The organism is Pseudomonas sp. UBA6699 (genome assembly GCF_002454615.1).
In the GTDB taxonomy this organism is placed as follows: Bacteria; Pseudomonadota; Gammaproteobacteria; order Pseudomonadales; family Pseudomonadaceae; genus Aquipseudomonas; species Aquipseudomonas juntendi.
On sequence record NZ_DKJF01000022.1, the window covers coordinates 1 to 17241 of the forward strand.

The 17241-nt window shown below is 63.1% G+C and carries 13 protein-coding genes and 6 tRNA genes; 2 read left to right on the forward strand and 17 right to left on the reverse strand.

The genetic code is table 11. From position 1 onward, the window contains the following. The 7 genes from B3361_RS04300 to leuC all read right to left on the reverse strand — a co-directional run. The coding region (locus B3361_RS04300; RefSeq protein WP_286920118.1) for a type IV pilus assembly protein FimV at positions 1-1091 on the reverse strand (1091 nt) is incomplete at its 3' end. Positions 1092-1162: 71 nt separating this feature from the next. Next, complete coding sequence (locus B3361_RS04305; protein ID WP_054905868.1) at positions 1163-2167, reverse strand: aspartate-semialdehyde dehydrogenase; 1005 nt, start codon at positions 2165-2167, stop codon at positions 1163-1165. 207 nt (positions 2168-2374) lie between these two features. Beyond that, positions 2375-3487 carry an aspartate-semialdehyde dehydrogenase gene (gene asd / locus B3361_RS04310; RefSeq protein WP_029887368.1) on the reverse strand — a complete coding sequence of 371 codons (1113 nt, stop codon included), beginning with the start codon at positions 3485-3487 and terminating at the stop codon, positions 2375-2377. A 63-nt stretch (positions 3488-3550) separates the two neighbouring features. Continuing rightward, positions 3551-4633 (reverse strand): 3-isopropylmalate dehydrogenase, encoded by a 1083-nt coding sequence (gene leuB / locus B3361_RS04315; protein WP_009681662.1) that lies wholly within the window; start codon positions 4631-4633, stop codon positions 3551-3553. Between the two features lie 54 nt (positions 4634-4687). Beyond that, positions 4688-5452 (reverse strand): class I SAM-dependent methyltransferase, encoded by a 765-nt coding sequence (locus tag B3361_RS04320; protein WP_054905867.1) that lies wholly within the window; start codon positions 5450-5452, stop codon positions 4688-4690. Positions 5453-5598: 146 nt separating this feature from the next. Then, the gene (gene leuD, locus B3361_RS04325) at positions 5599-6243 is read right to left on the reverse strand and encodes a 3-isopropylmalate dehydratase small subunit (RefSeq protein ID WP_009681664.1); all 645 of its coding nucleotides are present in this window, start codon (positions 6241-6243) and stop codon (positions 5599-5601) included. Beyond that, on the reverse strand, positions 6240-7673 hold the full coding sequence (gene leuC / locus B3361_RS04330; RefSeq protein WP_009681665.1) for a 3-isopropylmalate dehydratase large subunit: 1434 nt from the start codon (positions 7671-7673) through the stop codon (positions 6240-6242). Before leuC ends, leuD begins: the two co-directional genes overlap by 4 nt. 131 nt (positions 7674-7804) lie before the next feature. On the opposite strand from leuC, the gene B3361_RS04335 reads away from it, so the two are divergent. Both B3361_RS04335 and B3361_RS04340 read left to right on the forward strand, forming a co-directional pair. Continuing rightward, entirely contained in the window at positions 7805-8683 is an 879-nt protein-coding gene (locus tag B3361_RS04335) for a LysR family transcriptional regulator (RefSeq protein WP_054905866.1), read from the forward strand. Positions 8684-8745: 62 nt separating this feature from the next. Continuing rightward, positions 8746-12042: a PAS domain S-box protein gene (locus B3361_RS04340; RefSeq protein ID WP_286920119.1), complete on the forward strand. Its 3297-nt coding sequence runs from the start codon at positions 8746-8748 to the stop codon at positions 12040-12042. A gap of 235 nt (positions 12043-12277) precedes the next feature. Here the strand turns inward: B3361_RS04340 and B3361_RS04345 are convergent, their stop codons facing one another. From B3361_RS04345 to gltX, 10 genes are all read right to left on the reverse strand, one after another. Then, the gene (locus tag B3361_RS04345; RefSeq protein ID WP_009685045.1) at positions 12278-12721 is read right to left on the reverse strand and encodes an Hsp20 family protein; all 444 of its coding nucleotides are present in this window, start codon (positions 12719-12721) and stop codon (positions 12278-12280) included. Between the two features lie 142 nt (positions 12722-12863). After that, positions 12864-13832: a tRNA dihydrouridine synthase gene (locus tag B3361_RS04350; protein WP_286920120.1), complete on the reverse strand. Its 969-nt coding sequence runs from the start codon at positions 13830-13832 to the stop codon at positions 12864-12866. Between the two features lie 51 nt (positions 13833-13883). Continuing rightward, complete coding sequence (locus B3361_RS04355) at positions 13884-14318, reverse strand: acyl-CoA thioesterase (protein ID WP_009685047.1); 435 nt, start codon at positions 14316-14318, stop codon at positions 13884-13886. Positions 14319-14557: 239 nt separating this feature from the next. Continuing rightward, a tRNA-Glu gene (locus tag B3361_RS04360) sits at positions 14558-14633 on the reverse strand. Positions 14634-14675: 42 nt separating this feature from the next. Further along, positions 14676-14751: transfer RNA gene (locus tag B3361_RS04365), tRNA-Ala, on the reverse strand. Between the two features lie 61 nt (positions 14752-14812). After that, positions 14813-14888: transfer RNA gene (locus tag B3361_RS04370), tRNA-Glu, on the reverse strand. A gap of 42 nt (positions 14889-14930) precedes the next feature. After that, positions 14931-15006, reverse strand: a tRNA-Ala gene (locus B3361_RS04375). A gap of 52 nt (positions 15007-15058) precedes the next feature. Continuing rightward, positions 15059-15134, reverse strand: a tRNA-Glu gene (locus tag B3361_RS04380). Positions 15135-15206: 72 nt separating this feature from the next. Further along, positions 15207-15282 (reverse strand) — tRNA-Ala (locus B3361_RS04385). 338 nt (positions 15283-15620) lie between these two features. Beyond that, positions 15621-17102: a glutamate--tRNA ligase gene (gltX, locus tag B3361_RS04390; RefSeq protein WP_054905863.1), complete on the reverse strand. Its 1482-nt coding sequence runs from the start codon at positions 17100-17102 to the stop codon at positions 15621-15623. Positions 17103-17241: the final 139 nt, after the last annotated feature.

The following is a 17241-nucleotide window of genomic DNA, read 5'->3' on the forward strand; positions in this document are numbered from 1 at the left end:
CCGCTCGGCTCGCCACCTGCCGCAGGCGCTGACGCGGCTTGCGGCGCGGGCGCCGGGGCGACGCCTGCCGGGGACGGCGTGGCGGCACCCTGCGCCTGAAGACGCGCCAACTGGTCGTTTTTCAGGTCGATCAGACGCTGCAGCTTGTCCAGCTGGCTCTGCAGGTCACTCATGCGGCTCTTGAGTTCGTCGTTGTCGCGGCGGCTGGTATCGAGACTTTCCTGCGCCACCGCCAGCTTGTCGCTTAGCGCTTTGGCCTGGTCGGCCCCCGCCTGGTTGCCCGGGCTGACCAGGCGCAGGTTGTCGCCCTGGGCAACACGCGCCGGGGCGGCGTCGGCGGCACCACGGCGAGTGGCGTCCAGCTGACGGGCCCGCGGGCCCAACCGACGGCCCTCACGCCAGGCCGCGTACTGCTCGGCCACCTCACGGTTGGCCTCGGCCTGGGCGATGCTCTGAACCTGCTGCTGGTCGGGCAGGCGCAGCACCTGGCCAACCTTCAGCTGGTTGATGTTATTGCCGATGAAGGCATCCGGGTTCAGGGCCTGGATGGCGATCATGGTCTGCTGGATCGAACCGCCCTGGGTGTTGCGAGCGGCAATTTGCCACAACGTGTCGCGACGCTGGGTGGTGTAGCTGCTGGCAGCGGTACTGGCCGGGTTGAGATTGCCAGCAGCCGGTTTGTCGCCCTGGGCCTGGGCCTGGTCGAGCAACACGCTGTAGTCACGCAGCAGGCGGCCCTGCGGCCACATCACCTGGACCAGGAACTTGACCACGGGCCCAGGCAGCGGCTGGCTGGAGGTCACCCGCAGCACGCTTTTGCCGTTGGGGTTGATGACCGGCGTGAAGGTGAGGTCTTCGAGGTAGGCCGCGAATGGCACCCCGGCCTTGCTGAACTCTTGCGCAGGCGCCAGGCTGGGTGCCACTTCGGCGGCCTTGAGGTCGCGCACGTCGAGCAATTCGATCTCGGCGTCCAGCGGCTGATTCTGTGCCGACTTCAGGGTCAGCTCCCCCAGGCCCAGCGCATTCGCCATGCCAGACGACAGCGCTGAAGCTGCAGCCATGGCCAGAACCAGTTTGCGAATTCGAAGCATGACCTCTTCCCTTGTATGAATCGTCCCGAAACCTGCATGCGGAGCAGGACAAAAGTGCTGGCCAGTATCTTTTACAGCCTGTGTTTAATCAACAATTGCGCCACTTGCACAGCGTTGAGCGCGGCACCTTTGCGCACGTTGTCGGTGGTCAGCCAGAGGTTGAGCTGCTGCTGTTCATCAATACCGTGCCGTACACGACCAACATAGACCACGTCTTGCCCGACTGCGTCACCAACCGGGGTTGGATAGTCATCATTTTCCACCCGTTCGATACTGTCGGCAGCCTCCAGGGCCTGGTTGACCGCGGCCAGATCGACCGGGTGACGGCTTTGCACGGCCACACTGAAGCTATCGCCGAAAAACACCGGTACTTGAATGCAGCTCACGGAAATCTTCAGCTCAGGCAGGCCCAGCAGCACACGCAGCTCGTTGACCAGGCGGCGCTCCAGCGCGGTATGGCCCTGATCGTCGGCGGCACCGACCTGGGCCAACAGGTTGAACGCTACCTGGCGGTCGAAGAAGCGTGGCTCCAGCGGCCGGGCATTGAGCAGTTCGGCAGTTTGCCTGGCCAGTTCGCTGACGCCCTCGCGGCCTTGTGCCGAAACGGCCAGTGCGGCCATCACCTGGATACGCTCGATTTCCAGCAGGCCCTTGAGCGGCGCCAGGGCGACGGCCAAGGCGACAGCAGCCGAGCACGGGCTGACAATTCGCGCGGGCAGCGCCAGGCCGGCGATGCGCTCGGCGTTGGCTTCGGGCACCAGCGCCAGGGCGTCGTCCAGGCCACCGGACAGGTCGATCACCGTGCAACCGGCTTGCAGCGCCTTGCCGGCAAAGCTGCGGCTGACCGCAGCGCCAGTGGCGAAGAACGCCAGCTTGACCTGGCCGAAGTCGAAGCTGTCGACTTCGCGAACCTTCAGTTTCTTGCCGGCGAACATCACGCTGCTGCCGGCAGACTCCATGCTGGCGAGCAAGTGCAGGGTCGCCACGGGAAAATCCAGTTCTTCGAGGATCTGTATCAAGGCTTCACCGACGCTGCCGGTGGCGCCGACGACGGCGATGTCCAATGGGTGTGTCATGGCAGGGATCCTCTTGCAGAAAACGGCGGGGGCGGCACTTTACTCGGATTGCAGGGTTTTGTCTGTGACGGCTTCAGCTTGGTTGGGCCAGCTGCGGTAGCAGACTGCTTGGCGGGGCCAGCGGTGGTTCGCGGAGGCTGCAGCAGCTGGCGCCAAACAAAAAACCCGTGCTGTTGCCAGCACGGGTTTTCGGACGAACCAGAACGATCAACGCTCCAGCAGAATCCGCAGCATGCGGCGCAGCGGCTCGGCAGCGCCCCACAGCAGCTGGTCACCCACGGTGAAGGCGCCCAGGTACTGCGAGCCCATGTTCAGCTTGCGCAGGCGGCCAACCGGAATGTTCAGGGTGCCGGTGACCTTGGTCGGCGACAACTCCTGCATGCTGATTTCACGCTGGTTAGGCACCAGTTTCACCCAAGGGTTGTGCTGGCTGATCATGCCTTCGATATCGGCAATCGGCACATCCTTGTTCAGCTTGATGGTCAACGCCTGGCTGTGGCAACGCATGGCGCCGATGCGCACGCAGATACCATCGACCGGGATCGGGCTCTTGAAGCGGCCGAGGATCTTGTTGGTCTCGGCCTGGGCCTTCCACTCTTCACGGCTTTGGCCGTTCGGCAGTTCCTTGTCGATCCACGGGATCAGGCTGCCAGCCAGCGGTACGCCGAAGTTCTCGGTCGGGAACGCTTCGCTGCGCATGGCCTCGGCGACCTTGCGGTCGATGTCGAGAATGGCGCTGGCCGGGTTGGCCAGGTCGTCGGCGACGGCCGCGTGGGTAGCACCCATCTGCTTGATCAGCTCACGCATGTTCTGTGCGCCAGCGCCCGAGGCTGCCTGGTAGGTCATGGCGCTCATCCACTCGACCAGGCCAGCTTCGAACAGGCCACCCAGGCCCATCAGCATCAGGCTGACAGTGCAGTTGCCGCCGATGTAGTTCTTGGTACCGGCGTCCAGCTGCTGGTCGATGACCTTGCGGTTGACCGGGTCGAGGATGATGACCGCGTCGTCCTGCATGCGCAGGGACGAGGCGGCGTCGATCCAGTAACCCTGCCAGCCGGCTTCACGCAGCTTGGGGAAGACCTCGTTGGTGTAGTCGCCGCCCTGGCAGGTCAGGATAACGTCGAGGGTCTTGAGTTCTTCAATCGAATAAGCGTCCTTGAGCGGCGCTGTATCCTTGCCCACGTTCGGGCCTTGGCCACCCACGTTGGAGGTGGTGAAGAACACCGGCTCGATAAGGTCGAAGTCCTGCTCCTCCAGCATCCGCTGCATGAGCACGGAACCGACCATACCGCGCCAACCGATCAGACCTACACGTTTCATCGCAACTACACCTTTGCTAAAAGTGGGCCGCCACCAGGAATGTGGGGTGGCGGGCCAGAGAGATTACAGATTCCGCAGGGCTGCGACTACTGCGTCGCCCATTTCCTGCGTACCAACTTTGGTGCAGCCTTCCGAGAAGATGTCGCCCGTGCGCAGCCCCTGGTCCAGAACCAGGCTCACGGCCTTCTCGATCGCCTCGGCGGCGGCCGACTGATTGAAGCTGTAACGCAGCATCATCGACACCGACAGAATGGTCGCCAGTGGGTTGGCGATACCCAGGCCGGCGATGTCCGGGGCCGAGCCGTGGCAAGGCTCGTACATGCCCTTGTTGTCGGCATCCAGCGAGGCCGAAGGCAGCATGCCGATGGACCCGGTCAGCATGGAAGCTTCATCCGACAGAATGTCACCAAACATGTTGTCGGTCACCATCACGTCGAACTGCTTGGGGGCGCGCACCAGTTGCATGGCGGCGTTGTCCACGTACATGTGGCTCAGTTCCACATCCGGGTAGTCCTTGGCCACGTCTTCGACCACTTCGCGCCACAGCTGGCTGGAAGCGAGCACGTTGGCCTTGTCCACCGAGCACAGTTTCTTGCCGCGCACGCGGGCCATGTCGAAACCGACACGGGCAATGCGGCGCACTTCGCTTTCGCTGTACGGCAGGGTGTCGTAGGCCTGGCGCTCGCCACCTTCCAGTTCCCGCTGGCCGCGTGGGGCACCGAAGTAGATACCGCCGGTCAGCTCACGAACGATGAGAATGTCCAGGCCGGAAACGATCTCGGGCTTGAGCGAAGACGCGTCGGCCAGTTGCGGGTAGAGGATGGCCGGGCGCAGGTTGGCGAACAGGCCCAGTTGCGAACGGATTTTCAGCAGGCCGCGCTCCGGGCGGATATCACGCTCGATCTTGTCCCACTTCGGCCCGCCCACCGCGCCCAGCAAGACCGCGTCGGCCTTGCGCGCACGCTCCAGGGTTTCGTCGGCCAGGGGCACGCCGTGCTTGTCGATGGCAGCGCCACCGATCACATCGTGGGCCAGGCTGAAACCGAGCTGGAACTTGTCGTTGGCCAGCTCCAGCACCTTGACCGCTTCGGCCATGATTTCCGGCCCGATACCGTCACCTGGGAGAATCAGAATCTGCTTGCTCATGCTTTCCTCTATCCATTCACACGGCGTGGCCAAGCGGGCCCCACCGAAAAAAACTTATCGCTCTGCCCACAGCACCAGTACATCGCTGCTGAACGAGCCATCGCTGTCGATCTGATAATACTGCCGTACTTCTTCGCCCATGGCTTGCTGCAATTGGCGGATAGCCACGCGCATCGGCTCGGGGGTACGCATGCGCTCGACCCAGCTGGAAAACTCCAGGCGCAGCGGCTGGCGGGTGTGGCTGCGCACGTGCAAACCGGCTTCGCTAACCTGGCGCTGCCATTCGGCGGCGGAATAATCGCGCACGTGGCTGGTGTCGCGCAGCACTTCGACCGTTTGCAGGTAGGTGTCGAGCAGCGGGCTGCCCGGTGACATCACATCGATGAACGCCGCCACGCCGCCTGGCTTGAGCACCCGGCGCACTTCGCGCAAGGCCAGGCCCAGGTCGCTCCAGTGGTGGGCCGAGTAGCGGCTGAAAACGAAGTCGAACGATGCATCGCCGAACGGCAGGCGTTCGGCCGCGCCGCGTTCGGTGATGATATTGCCCAGGCCGCGCTCGGCAGCGGCGCTGGCGACCACATCGAGCATGGCCTGCGACAGGTCGTAGGCGACCACTTCGGCGACCAGCGGCGCAACGTGGAAGCTGACATGCCCGGCACCGCAGCCCAGGTCCAGCACACGGGCGGCGCCCTGCCCTGCCAGTTCGGCCTGGAGCAAGGCAAATTCACTGCCCTGGGCGTGTACGGCGCTGCTGAGGTAGGCACTGGCTTGTTCGCCGAACTGGCGTTGGACCACGTCGGTGTGTTGGCTGCTGGTCATGTCTCGATCCTTTTGGTTCTGGGTTGGCTCTAGGGGCGCTATCGCCGGCAAGCCAGCGCTCACAGGAGCACCACAGCCTGAAAGTTGTGGGAGCCCTGCGGGCGCTGGCTTGCCGGCGATGAGGCCAGCAAACCCGGCTACATCATTCAGGCATCCCGGAACAGCCAAGGCTGCGCAGCACGGTGCTTGCCTTCGAAGGCCTTGATCGCATCGCTGTCCTGCAGGGTCAGGCCGATATCGTCCAGGCCGTTGAGCAGGCAGTGCTTGCGGAAGGCATCGATCTCGAAGTGCAGCACCTTGCCGTCTGGGCGGGTCACCGCCTGGGCCTGCAAGTCGATGGTCAGCTGGTAGCCCGGGTTGGCTTCCACCTGCTTGAACAACTCGTCCACTTCCTCATCGCTGAGGATGATTGGCAGCAAGCCGTTCTTGAAGCTGTTGTTGAAGAAGATGTCAGCGAAGCTCGGCGCAATGATGCTGCGGAAGCCATACTCGTCCAGCGCCCAGGGGGCGTGCTCGCGGCTGGAGCCGCAACCGAAGTTCTCCCGCGCCAGCAACACACTGGCACCCTGGTAGCGTGGGTAGTTGAGCACGAACTCCTGGTTGACCGGGCGCTTGCTGTTGTCCTGGTAGGGCTGGCCCACGTCCAAGTAACGCCACTCGTCGAACAGGTTCGGACCAAAGCCGGTGCGCTTGATCGACTTGAGGAACTGCTTGGGGATGATCTGGTCGGTGTCGACGTTGGCACGGTCCAACGGCGCGACGAGGCCAGTGTGCTGGGTAAAGGCTTTCATGCTGCGCTCCCTTGGATCAACTCGCGAACATCGATGAAATGACCGGCTACCGCGGCAGCGGCGGCCATGGCCGGGCTGACCAGGTGCGTACGCCCACCGGCACCCTGACGGCCTTCGAAGTTGCGGTTGGAGGTGGACGCGCAATGCTCGCCGCTCTCCAGGCGGTCCGGGTTCATCGCCAGGCACATCGAGCAGCCTGGTTCACGCCATTCGAAACCGGCTTCGAGGAAGATCTTGTCCAGGCCTTCACGTTCGGCCTGCGCCTTGACCAGGCCCGAACCCGGCACGACGATGGCTTGCTTGACGCTGGCGGCCACCTTGCGGCCCTTGGCGATTTCCGCCGCCGCGCGCAGGTCTTCGATGCGCGAGTTGGTGCACGAGCCGATGAATACGCGGTCCAGCTTGATGTCGGTGATGGCCTGGTTGGCCGTCAGCCCCATGTACTTCAAGGCACGCTCGATCGAGCCGCGCTTGACCAGGTCGGCTTCGGCGGCCGGGTCCGGTACGCGCTGGTCGACGGCCAGGACCATCTCGGGCGAAGTGCCCCAGCTGACCTGCGGCTTGATCTGGCTGGCATCCAGCTCGACCACGGTGTCGAACACCGCATCGTCATCCGACACAAGGTCTTTCCACGCCTCGACCGCCTGCTTCCACTGCTCGCCCTTCGGCGCGTAGGGGCGCCCTTCGACGTAGGCAACGGTAGTGGCGTCGGTGGCCACCAGGCCCACACGGGCACCGGCTTCGATGGACATGTTGCAGATGGTCATGCGGCCTTCCATCGACAGCGCACGAATGGCGCTGCCGGCGAATTCCATGGCGTGGCCGTTGCCACCGGCGGTGCCGATCTTGCCGATCACGGCCAGGACGATGTCCTTGGCGGTGACGCCGGCCGGCAGCTCGCCTTCCACCCGGACCAGCATGTTCTTCATTTTCTTGGCGACCAGGCACTGGGTGGCGAGCACGTGCTCGACCTCGGAGGTGCCGATACCGTGGGCAAGGGCCCCGAACGCGCCGTGGGTCGAGGTGTGCGAGTCGCCGCAGACCACGGTCATGCCCGGCAAGGTGGCGCCTTGCTCCGGGCTGATGACGTGGACGATGCCCTGGCGTTCGTCGTTCATCTTGAATTCGACGATGCCGTATTCGTCGCAGTTCTCGTCGAGGGTCTGCACCTGAAGGCGCGACACCTGGTCGACGATGGCCTCGATGCCGCCCTTGCGCTCCGGCGTAGTTGGCACGTTGTGGTCCGGCGTCGCGATGTTGGCGTCGATGCGCCATGGTTTGCGGTTGGCCAGGCGCAGGCCTTCGAAGGCCTGGGGCGATGTCACTTCGTGGATGATGTGGCGATCGATGTAGATCAGGGACGAGCCGTCATCACGGCGCTTGACCTCATGGGCTTCCCAGAGTTTGTCGTAGAGCGTTTTGCCAGCCATCAGACTGTTCCTCATCAGCGTCTTTCTATGCCAAAAACCCCTTGGCTTGTATGGACGATGCTATGGGGTTAGATTGAATAACTCAAATTCATAATTTTTATGCTTTGGATAGCCAAAAGGAATACCAAACCATGGACCTGGCCAACCTTAGTGCCTTTATCGCTATTGCGGAAAGCGGCAGCTTTTCCGGGGCAGCGGAACGCCTGTTCCTGACCCAGCCCGCCATCAGCAAGCGCATCGCGGGCCTGGAGCAGCAGCTGGACGTACGCCTGTTCGACCGTTTGGGGCGCGAAGTGACGTTGACCGAGGCCGGGCGGGCACTGCTGCCCCGCGCTTACCAGATCCTTAACGTCCTTGATGATACCCGACGGGCGCTGACCAACCTGAACGGGGCGGTGACTGGTCGGCTGACCCTGGCCACCAGCCACCATATCGGCCTGCACCGCCTGCCCCCGCTTTTACGGGCGTTCACCCGCCAATACCCAGCAGTAGCACTGGATATTCAGTTCATGGATTCAGAACAGGCCTACGACGAGATTCTGCATGGCCGCGCCGAAATTGCCGTGATCACCCTGGCGCCCGAGCCGCACCACCTGGTCAAGGCGGTACCGGTATGGGACGACGCCCTGGATTTCGTCGCCGCGCCCGAGCACCCGCTGGCCAACAACCAGGCAGTGAGCCTGGCCGATGTCGCCCGCCATCCGGCGGTGTTCCCCGGTGGCAACACGTTTACCCACCATATCGTCCAGCGCCTATTCGAAAGCCAGGGCCTGACGCCGAACATCGCCATGAGCACCAACTACCTGGAAACCATCAAGATGATGGTATCGATCGGCCTGGCCTGGAGCGTGCTGCCGCGCACCATGCTCGATGAACAGGTTGCACCCATCGCCTTGCCCGGCATACAGCTGTCGCGCCAGCTAGGCTACATTTTGCACACGGAGCGTACGCTGTCGAACGCGGCCAGGGCGTTCATGGCGTTGCTCGACAGCCACGCAGGGTCCGCCTGAGCGGCCGTCAGCCCGGTATTTCCAACTCCAAGGACGCGTCTTACGCCAAAGGTCTGGTACCGATGCCCAAAACAGTGAACCGCTTTTTGCGCCTGCCGCGAATACCTGCGGCCGACCCGCAGGAATCCGAGCAGGCCTGGCAGAACGCCCCACAATTGCTGGCCGCGCTCAACGGCGCACGCCTGGGTGCCTGGCTATGGGATATCGAAAGCGGCCGTGTCAGTTGGTCACGCGGTACCCAGGCGCTGTTCGGCTTCGACCCCCAGCGCCCGCTGCCCGCCGATGCCGATTACCTCGACCTGCTGCCCGAAGAGGACCGCGCCCGTACCCGCCAGGTGTTCCAGGCGATTTTCAACGGCGAGCCGGTGGAACGCGCCATGCGCCACCGCATCCGCTGGCCGGACGGCAGCCTGCACTGGCTGGAGATCAACGGCAGCCTGACCCACGACCAGCATGGCCGGCCACAGATGATCGGGGTGGTGCGTGAAATCACCCGCCAGCGCGAGCGGGAAGCGGCATTGATCAACTCGGAGAAGCGCTTCGCCACGCTGTTCCACCTCAGCCCCAACGCCATTTTGCTCTCCCGCCGCCACGACGGCATGATCTTCGAGGTCAACCAGCATTTCGAAGACATGTTCGGCTGGCCTGGCAGCCAGGTCATCGGCAAGACCAGTCTGGAGCTGGGCCTGTGGGTCAACCCCGAGCAGCGTCAGCAGGTGATCGAGTCGACCCGCGCCAACGGCGACCCGCAGATCATGGAGGTCCAGTTCCGGGCCATCAGCGGCAAGGTGCACGACGGCATTCTCTGCACCCAGGGCATCGAACTGGAAGGCGTGACCTTCCTGATCAGCACCTTCGTCGACACCAGCGAGCGCAAGCGCGCCGAGCAGGCCCTGAAAGACAGCCAGGAGCGCCTGGACCTGGCCCTGGACTCGGCGCAGCTGGGCACCTGGGACTGGCATATCCCCAGCGGCATGCTCTATGGCTCGGCCCGCGCCGCGCAGTTGCACGGCCTGCCGCCGATTCCTTTCCACGAGTCGTTCGACGCCTTCTTCGAGGGTGTACCGGAACAAGAGCGCAACTCGATGCGCCAGGCCTACCGAAGCCTGCGCGAAGGTCCTGCCGGCAACTACCAGATCACCTACCGGGTGCAGCTGGAAAACGGCGTTTCGCGCTACATCGAGAGCCGCGCCCGGCTTTACCGGGACGACCAGGGCAACCCGCTGCGCATGGCCGGCACGTTGCTCGACATTACCGACCAGGTCGAACGCGAGCAGCGCCTGAGCGCCTCCGAGGAGAAGTTCGCCAGCCTGTTCCAGGTCAGCCCCGACCCCATCTGCGTTACCCGCCAGGACACTGGCCAGTTCATCGAGATCAACCCGGCCTTCACCCAGAACTTCGGCTGGAGCAGCGAGCAAGTGCTTGGCCGCACGGCCGAGGAGATCGGCTTGTGGGCCGAATCCACCGAGCGTGCGCAACGCATCGAACGGGTGATCCGCGAACAGGCGCTGAGCAATGTCGCCGTGGTCGTCAACCACCGCAGTGGGGCGCCCCTGACGTGCGTGATCTCCAGCCGCCTGATTACTGTCGACGACCAGCCCTGCAGCGTGACCACCCTGCGCGACATCACCCAACAGCAACGCGCCGAAGCGGCCCTGAAATCCAGCGAGGAAAAGTTCGCCAAGGCCTTCCACTCCAGCCCTGACGCCATCACCATCACCGAATGCAACAGTGGCCGTTACCTGGAAATCAACGATGGCTTCTGCCGCCTGACCGGCTATAGCGCTGCGGAAGTGGTGGGCCAGACGGTGTACGAAATCGGCATCTGGGCCGATGACAAGCAACGCGGCGCCTTGCTCGCCGAACTGCGCGAGCGCGGTCGGGTTCATCACCGCGAGATGCTCGGGCGCAACAAGCGCGGCGATATCCTGACCGTGGAGGTGTCGGTCGAGCGGATCACCCTCAATGAAGTGGACTGCCTGTTGCTGACCGCCCGCGACGTCAGCCAGCAGAAGAACGCCCAGGCGCAGATCCGGCACCTGGCCTACCACGACCCGCTGACCAACCTGCCCAACCGCGCCCTGCTGATGGACCGCCTCAGCCAGCAGATCGCCCTGCTCAAGCGCCACAACCTGCGCGGCGCGCTGCTGTTCCTCGACCTTGACCACTTCAAGCACATCAACGACTCGTTGGGCCACCCGGTGGGCGACGCGGTGCTGAAGATCATTACCGCGCGCCTGGAAGCCAGCGTGCGCCTGGAAGACACCGTGGCGCGCCTGGGCGGCGACGAGTTCGTGGTGCTGCTCAGTGGCCTGGAAGGCAGCCGAGAATTGGTGGAAGCACAAGTGCGCGAACTGGCCGACACCCTGCGCGAGCTGCTGGCCGAGCCCATGTCGCTGGATGGCCAGCGCCTGCAGGTCACGCCCAGCATCGGCGTGGCGCTGATCCCCGACCATGGTGCCACCCCGGCCGACCTGCTCAAACGCGCCGATATCGCCCTGTACCGGGCCAAGGATTCCGGTCGCAACACTACCCAGCTGTTTCACACCACCATGCAAAAGGCCGCCAGCGAACGCCTGCGCATGGAGAACGACCTGCGCCTGGCCCTGGCCCGCGGCGAACTGGCGTTTCACTTCCAACCGCAGGTGGATGCCCGTGACAACCGCATCGTCGGTGCCGAGGTGCTGCTGCGCTGGCACCACCCGCAACTTGGCCAGCAGCCACCCGCGCAGTTCATCCAGGTACTGGAGGAAAGCGGGCTGATTCTGGAAGTGGGGAGCTGGATCCTGGACGAGGCCTGCGACGCCTGCGCGCGCATGCTGACGGACGGCCTGATCGACGCCGACGACTTCAGCCTGTGCGTGAACATCAGCCCGCGGCAGTTCCGCCAGGCCGACTTCGTGGGGCGGGTACTGCGCAGCCTCGACGACTACCGTCTGCCCCGCAAGATGCTGAAGCTGGAAATCACCGAGGGCATCGTCAACCAGAACCTGGAAAACACCATCAGCAAGATGCGCGAGCTCAAGCGCTATGGGGTGAGTTTCGCCATGGATGACTTCGGCACGGGCTACTCGTCGCTGACGTACCTGAAGCGCTTACCGGTCGATGCACTGAAGATCGACCAGAGCTTCGTGCGCGATGCGACGGTCGACCCGAACGATGCGGAAATCGTCCGTGCCATCGTCGCCATGGCCCGCAGCCTGGACCTGGCGGTGATTGCCGAAGGGGTAGAACTGACAGAGCAACTGGAGTTTCTCGAGCAACTGGGGTGCTACCTGTACCAGGGCTACCTGCATAGCCGGCCGTTGCCGTTGGCGGAGTTCCGGCAGATGTTGCTGGAAGCACCGGCGGATTACTGACTGGAACCCCGGTGTGGCCGCTTTCGCGGGGCCAGGCAAAAAAAGGGGACCCGAAGGTCAATGCCAGCCAGTTAAGCAATTTGGGGCCGCTTTGCGACCCTTCGCGGGCACGCCCGCTCCCACATCTTGAGTTCAGCGCTAAACCTGTGGGAGCGGGCGTGCCCGCGAAGGGCTGCAAAGCAGCCCCAGTAACGCAGGCATTAACCCAAAGATGCCCTTGTTTAGAACGATCCCATCAATTCAGCGCTGGCTTGTCGCCGTTGATCGGGATGCGCTTGGCCTTGGCTTCTTCAGGCACGATGCGCAGCAGGTCGATGCTGAGCAGACCATTGGCCAGGCCGGCAGCCTTGACTTCAATGTGGTCGGCCAAGCGGAACGACAGCTTGAAGGCGCGCTGCGCGATACCCTGGTGCAGGTAGGTCACTTCAGCGTCGCCATTGTCACGCTTGCCACCGATAACGGTCAGGACACCCTTTTCGACCTGCAGGTCGAGGTCCTGCTCCTGGAAACCGGCTGCGGCAACCACGATACGGTATTGGTCATCGCCATGCTTTTCCACGTTGTAGGGCGGGTAGCTGCTACCAGCCTCATTACGGGCCGCGGATTCGAACAGGTCATTGAAGCGGTCGAAGCCAACGGAATGACGGAACAGTGGAGCAAGAGAGAAAGCGGTAGTCATGGTCATAAACTCCTGAGTATCAGCAAGTAAGTCATTGCGCGACCCGAATTCGGCATCGCGTACTCAAGAGATAGGGACGAGACAAAGGCTTTCAAGGGGGTAAATTGAAAAAATCTGCAGAGGTTGAACGGGCGATGGCCGATCAGGCAACACAGGCCTCGGCCACCGCCTCACAGCCCAGCAACCGGCTGATGCGCGCACAGTCATCCTCGCGGCGAAACTCGGCAAACAGCAGCACCGCCTCTGGGTAACTACGGGTCAGCATGGCCAGCCACTGCTTCAGTCGGCCAGGCGCATAACGCGGTGACAGCTTGGCCTGGGCCTGGCGCCAGAACTCGCGCAGCAGCGGCTGCAGGTCCTGCCAGCCCAGCGGCTGGTAATCACGCCCATCCCGCGCCGCGGCTATCTGCAGGCCAAGGTCAGGGCGCGAAACCAGCCCACGGCCAAGCATGATGTCCTCGGCACCACTGACTTCACGGCAACGCCGCCAGTCGTCCACGGTCCAGATCTCGCCATTGGCAAACACGGGCACCTTGACCACGTCATGCACCCGCGCCACCCACTCCCAATGGGCGGGCGGCTTGTAGCCCTCGACCTTGGTCCGCGCATGCACCACGAGGTGCGCCGAGCCGCCGTCAGCCAGCGCCATGGCGCAATCCAGCGCGCCGGCCGGGCTATCGAAGCCCAGGCGCATCTTCGCGGTTACCGGGATATGCGCAGGCACCGCGCGGCGCACGGCATGCACGATGGCATGGAGCAACTCCGGCTCCTTGAGCAGCACGGCGCCACCGCGGGACTTGTTCACTGTCTTGGCCGGGCAGCCAAAGTTCAGGTCGATGACCGGCGCGCCCAGTTCACAGGCCAGTGCGGCGTTTTCCGCCAGGCATAGCGGGTCCGACCCCAGCAGTTGCACGCGCATGGGCACCCCGGCAGCCGTCAGCGCCCCCTGGCGCAGCTCGGGCGCCAGCTTGTGGAACGAAGCCGGCGGCAACAGGCGGTCGCACACCCGAATGAACTCGGTGACGCACCAGTCTATGCCGCCCACACGGGTCAGCACGTCGCGCAGGATGTTGTCGACCAGCCCCTCCATGGGGGCCAGAGCAATTTGCATGTCGGGGTCTCGGCGGAAAAAGGCGGCAGTCTAACAAAAAAACCCGGCGTTTCAGGCACCGATCAGCGCCGGCCCATAACCGTCGAGAAATTCTGCCGGCATGCGCCTGGGCTTGCCGCTGGAAAGCTCGATGCAGGCGAAGGTGGTCTGCGCTCGCAGCAGGGTCACACCGTCACGCGGGCGTTGGAGTTGGAAACGCCGGGTCATGCGCAGGCGCTGATCCCAGTCGATGATCCAGGTGGCCAGTTGCAATTCGTCGTCTTCGTAGGCGGCCGCCAGGTAATCGATTTCGTGGCGCACCACAGCCATTGCACGGTCCAGCCGGCGATACGCGGCAAGGTCCAGGCCCAGGCGCTGGGAGTGACGCCAGGCACAGCGCTCCAGCCAGGTGACGTAGACGGCATTGTTGGCGTGGCCGAGGCCATCGATGTCCTCGCTGCCGACGCGCAGGTCGATGACGAAGGGTGTTGGCAGGTCCCAACTCATGTTCGCTTCCTTGGCGCAAAAGCCGATTTAGCAGCGGCGAGCGGGTCAATGTCCAGCGACATCGCCATGCTCCAGGGTCAATGCACCCTGCGCAGCCTGCAGAATGCGTTAGCCAGGCAAAAGCCATGGCCCTATTCCAGAGCAGGTATGACAGGGAAAACGGGGGAAGGGGAAAAACAAAAGGCTCATTCAATAATCGAATGAGCCTTCAAAGTCCCGCAAAACGCGGGTAAAAAAATTGGCGTCCCCTAGGGGACTCGAACCCCTGTTACCGCCGTGAAAGGGCGGTGTCCTAGGCCACTAGACGAAGGGGACATAACCTTCGCAAAGATTCATTTGCATGAACCCTGGCATAAATGGTGGAGCTAAGCGGGATCGAACCGCTGACCTCCTGCATGCCATGCAGGCGCTCTCCCAGCTGAGCTATAGCCCCGAAACAAAAGGCTCATCAATAATCGACGAGCCTTTTTAAGCCCTGCAAAACGCAGGAAAAGTGGCGTCCCCTAGGGGACTCGAACCCCTGTTACCGCCGTGAAAGGGCGGTGTCCTAGGCCACTAGACGAAGGGGACGTAACCTTCGCGAAGATTCACTCGCGTGAACCCTGGCAGAATTGGTGGAGCTAAGCGGGATCGAACCGCTGACCTCCTGCATGCCATGCAGGCGCTCTCCCAGCTGAGCTATAGCCCCGGATTTTTAGCCTCGCGGCCCAGCGACATCTACAACATCGCTTGTGCAAAACTGGCGTCCCCTAGGGGACTCGAACCCCTGTTACCGCCGTGAAAGGGCGGTGTCCTAGGCCACTAGACGAAGGGGACGAACCTTCTTACCTTCAAGACCCGGCTGCTGGACCCGGTCTTGCTTACCAGCCTGGGCTGTTAAGCGGAATTTGGTGGAGCTAAGCGGGATCGAACCGCTGACCTCCTGCATGCCATGCAGGCGCTCTCCCAGCTGAGCTATAGCCCCACAATGTCGCTTTGAACCGAACCGCTGGCTGGGTGCCTGGCGCTTCGTTTACGTTCATCGCTGTGGACGGGGCGCATATTAAGATCGGATTGCAGGGCTGTCAAACGAATTTTCAAAAATAACCAAAAATTTTTTCACAGATAACAATCACTTACCGCCCTGCCCTGCCCAAACCTGAGCATCCGGGGCCTGCGATCAACCTGTGGGAGCGGCTTTGTGTCGCGAAAGGGCCGCAACGCGGCCCCGGCGATATTTGCGTTGAAGCTGAAATCGTGGGACCGCGTTGCGGTCCTTTCGCGACACAAGGCCGCTCCCACAAGGTTCGGTTGCGGCCTTCCTCAGGCGATGGTGGCCAGCAGCTTTTCCCACTCTTTGTTTTCCTTCTTCGACACACCACCCAGCAGGTCCAGGGCCTGGCGCAGGCGGTAGCGGGTCAGGTCCGGGCCAAGGATTTCCATGGCGTCCAGCACCGACACCGAACTGGCCTGGCCGGTGATGGCCGCGAACATCAGCGGCATGGCATCGCGCAGCTTCAGCTCCAGCGCCTCGACCACAGCCTGGATACAGCCGGTGATACGCTCTTTTTCCCACTGGCGCAGGCTTTCGAGCTTCCACAGGATCAGCTGGATGACCTGGCGCACCTGGTCGGCCGACAACTTCTTGCTTTCGAACAGTTTGGCGTCCAGCTTCAACGCGCCTTCGAAGAAGAAACCGCCCAGCGGGGCGACCTGGCTGAAGGTTTCCACCCGGCCCTGCACATGCGGAGCGATCTTCATCATGTAATCGCTGTTGAACGCCCACTTCTGCAGGCGCGCCGCGAACTCCTCGACGGGCAGCTCGCGCAGCCACTGGCCGTTGAGCCAGGACAGCTTCTCGATATCGAAGATCGGGCCGCCCAGCGAGATGCGCGACAGGTCGAAGTGCTCGACCATCTCGGCCAGCGAGAACTTCTCGCGCTCGTCCGGCATCGACCAGCCCATGCGGCCCAGGTAGTTGAGCATGGCTTCGGGCATGAAGCCCATGCGCTTGTAGAAGGTGACCGACGTCGGGTTCTTGCGCTTGGACAACTTGGACTTGTCGGGGTTACGCAGCAGCGGCATGTAGCACAGCTTGGGCTGCTCCCAGCCGAAATACTCGTACAGTTTGATCAGCTTGGGTGCCGATGGCAGCCATTCTTCGCCGCGCAGCACGTGGGTAATGCCCATCAGGTGGTCGTCCACCACGTTGGCCAGGAAGTACGTGGGCAGGCCGTCGTTCTTCATCAGCACCTGCATGTCCATGCGATCCCACGGGATTTCGACATCGCCACGCAGCATGTCCGGCACCACGCACACGCCTTCGCTGGGCACCTTCATGCGGATCACGTGCGGTTCGCCAGCGGCCAGGCGGCGCTGCACTTCCTCGTCGCTCAGCAGCAAGGCACGGCCGTCGTAGCGCGGGGTTTCGCCGCGGGCTTGCTGTTCGGCACGCATCTGTTCCAGCTCTTCGGCGGTGCAGAAGCAGTAGAAAGCGTGGCCGGCGTCGACCAGTTGCTTGGCGTACTGGGCGTAGATCTCGCCACGCTCGCTCTGCCGGTACGGGCCGTGCGGGCCGCCAACGTCCGGGCCTTCGTTCCATTCGATGCCGAGCCAGCGCAGGGCATCGAAGATCTGCTGCTCCGACTCGCGCGTGGAGCGCAACTGGTCGGTGTCTTCGATGCGCAGGATGAACTCACCGCCGTGCTGCTTGGCGAAGCAGTAGTTGAACAGGGCGATGTAGGCAGTGCCAACATGAGGGTCGCCGGTAGGCGATGGCGCGATACGCGTGCGTACGGTGGTCATGGAGAGTCTCGAACGAAAGATGAAACAAAGGCGGGATGTTAGCAGGTGGCGGGCACCAGGCTCCAGCAATGGCGCGAACGTCACTTGCCGAGTGGCCATCTGCCGCTGTTAAATTTATTTACATTTCTGCAACGACAAT

Excerpts from the sequence above, each read along its gene's own strand:
- B3361_RS04305 (WP_054905868.1), bottom strand. The coding sequence starts at position 2,167 with ATGACACACCCATTGGACATCGCCGTCGTCGGCGCCACCGGCAGCGTC.
- asd (WP_029887368.1), bottom strand. The coding sequence starts at position 3,487 with ATGAAACGTGTAGGTCTGATCGGTTGGCGCGGTATGGTCGGTTCCGTG.
- leuB (WP_009681662.1), bottom strand. The coding sequence starts at position 4,633 with ATGAGCAAGCAGATTCTGATTCTCCCAGGTGACGGTATCGGGCCGGAA.
- B3361_RS04320 (WP_054905867.1), bottom strand. The coding sequence starts at position 5,452 with ATGACCAGCAGCCAACACACCGACGTGGTCCAACGCCAGTTCGGCGAA.
- leuD (WP_009681664.1), bottom strand. The coding sequence starts at position 6,243 with ATGAAAGCCTTTACCCAGCACACTGGCCTCGTCGCGCCGTTGGACCGT.
- leuC (WP_009681665.1), bottom strand. The coding sequence starts at position 7,673 with ATGGCTGGCAAAACGCTCTACGACAAACTCTGGGAAGCCCATGAGGTC.
- B3361_RS04335 (WP_054905866.1), top strand. The coding sequence starts at position 7,805 with ATGGACCTGGCCAACCTTAGTGCCTTTATCGCTATTGCGGAAAGCGGC.
- B3361_RS04340 (WP_286920119.1), top strand. The coding sequence starts at position 8,746 with ATGCCCAAAACAGTGAACCGCTTTTTGCGCCTGCCGCGAATACCTGCG.
- B3361_RS04345 (WP_009685045.1), bottom strand. The coding sequence starts at position 12,721 with ATGACTACCGCTTTCTCTCTTGCTCCACTGTTCCGTCATTCCGTTGGC.
- B3361_RS04350 (WP_286920120.1), bottom strand. The coding sequence starts at position 13,832 with ATGCAAATTGCTCTGGCCCCCATGGAGGGGCTGGTCGACAACATCCTG.
- B3361_RS04355 (WP_009685047.1), bottom strand. The coding sequence starts at position 14,318 with ATGAGTTGGGACCTGCCAACACCCTTCGTCATCGACCTGCGCGTCGGC.
- gltX (WP_054905863.1), bottom strand. The coding sequence starts at position 17,102 with ATGACCACCGTACGCACGCGTATCGCGCCATCGCCTACCGGCGACCCT.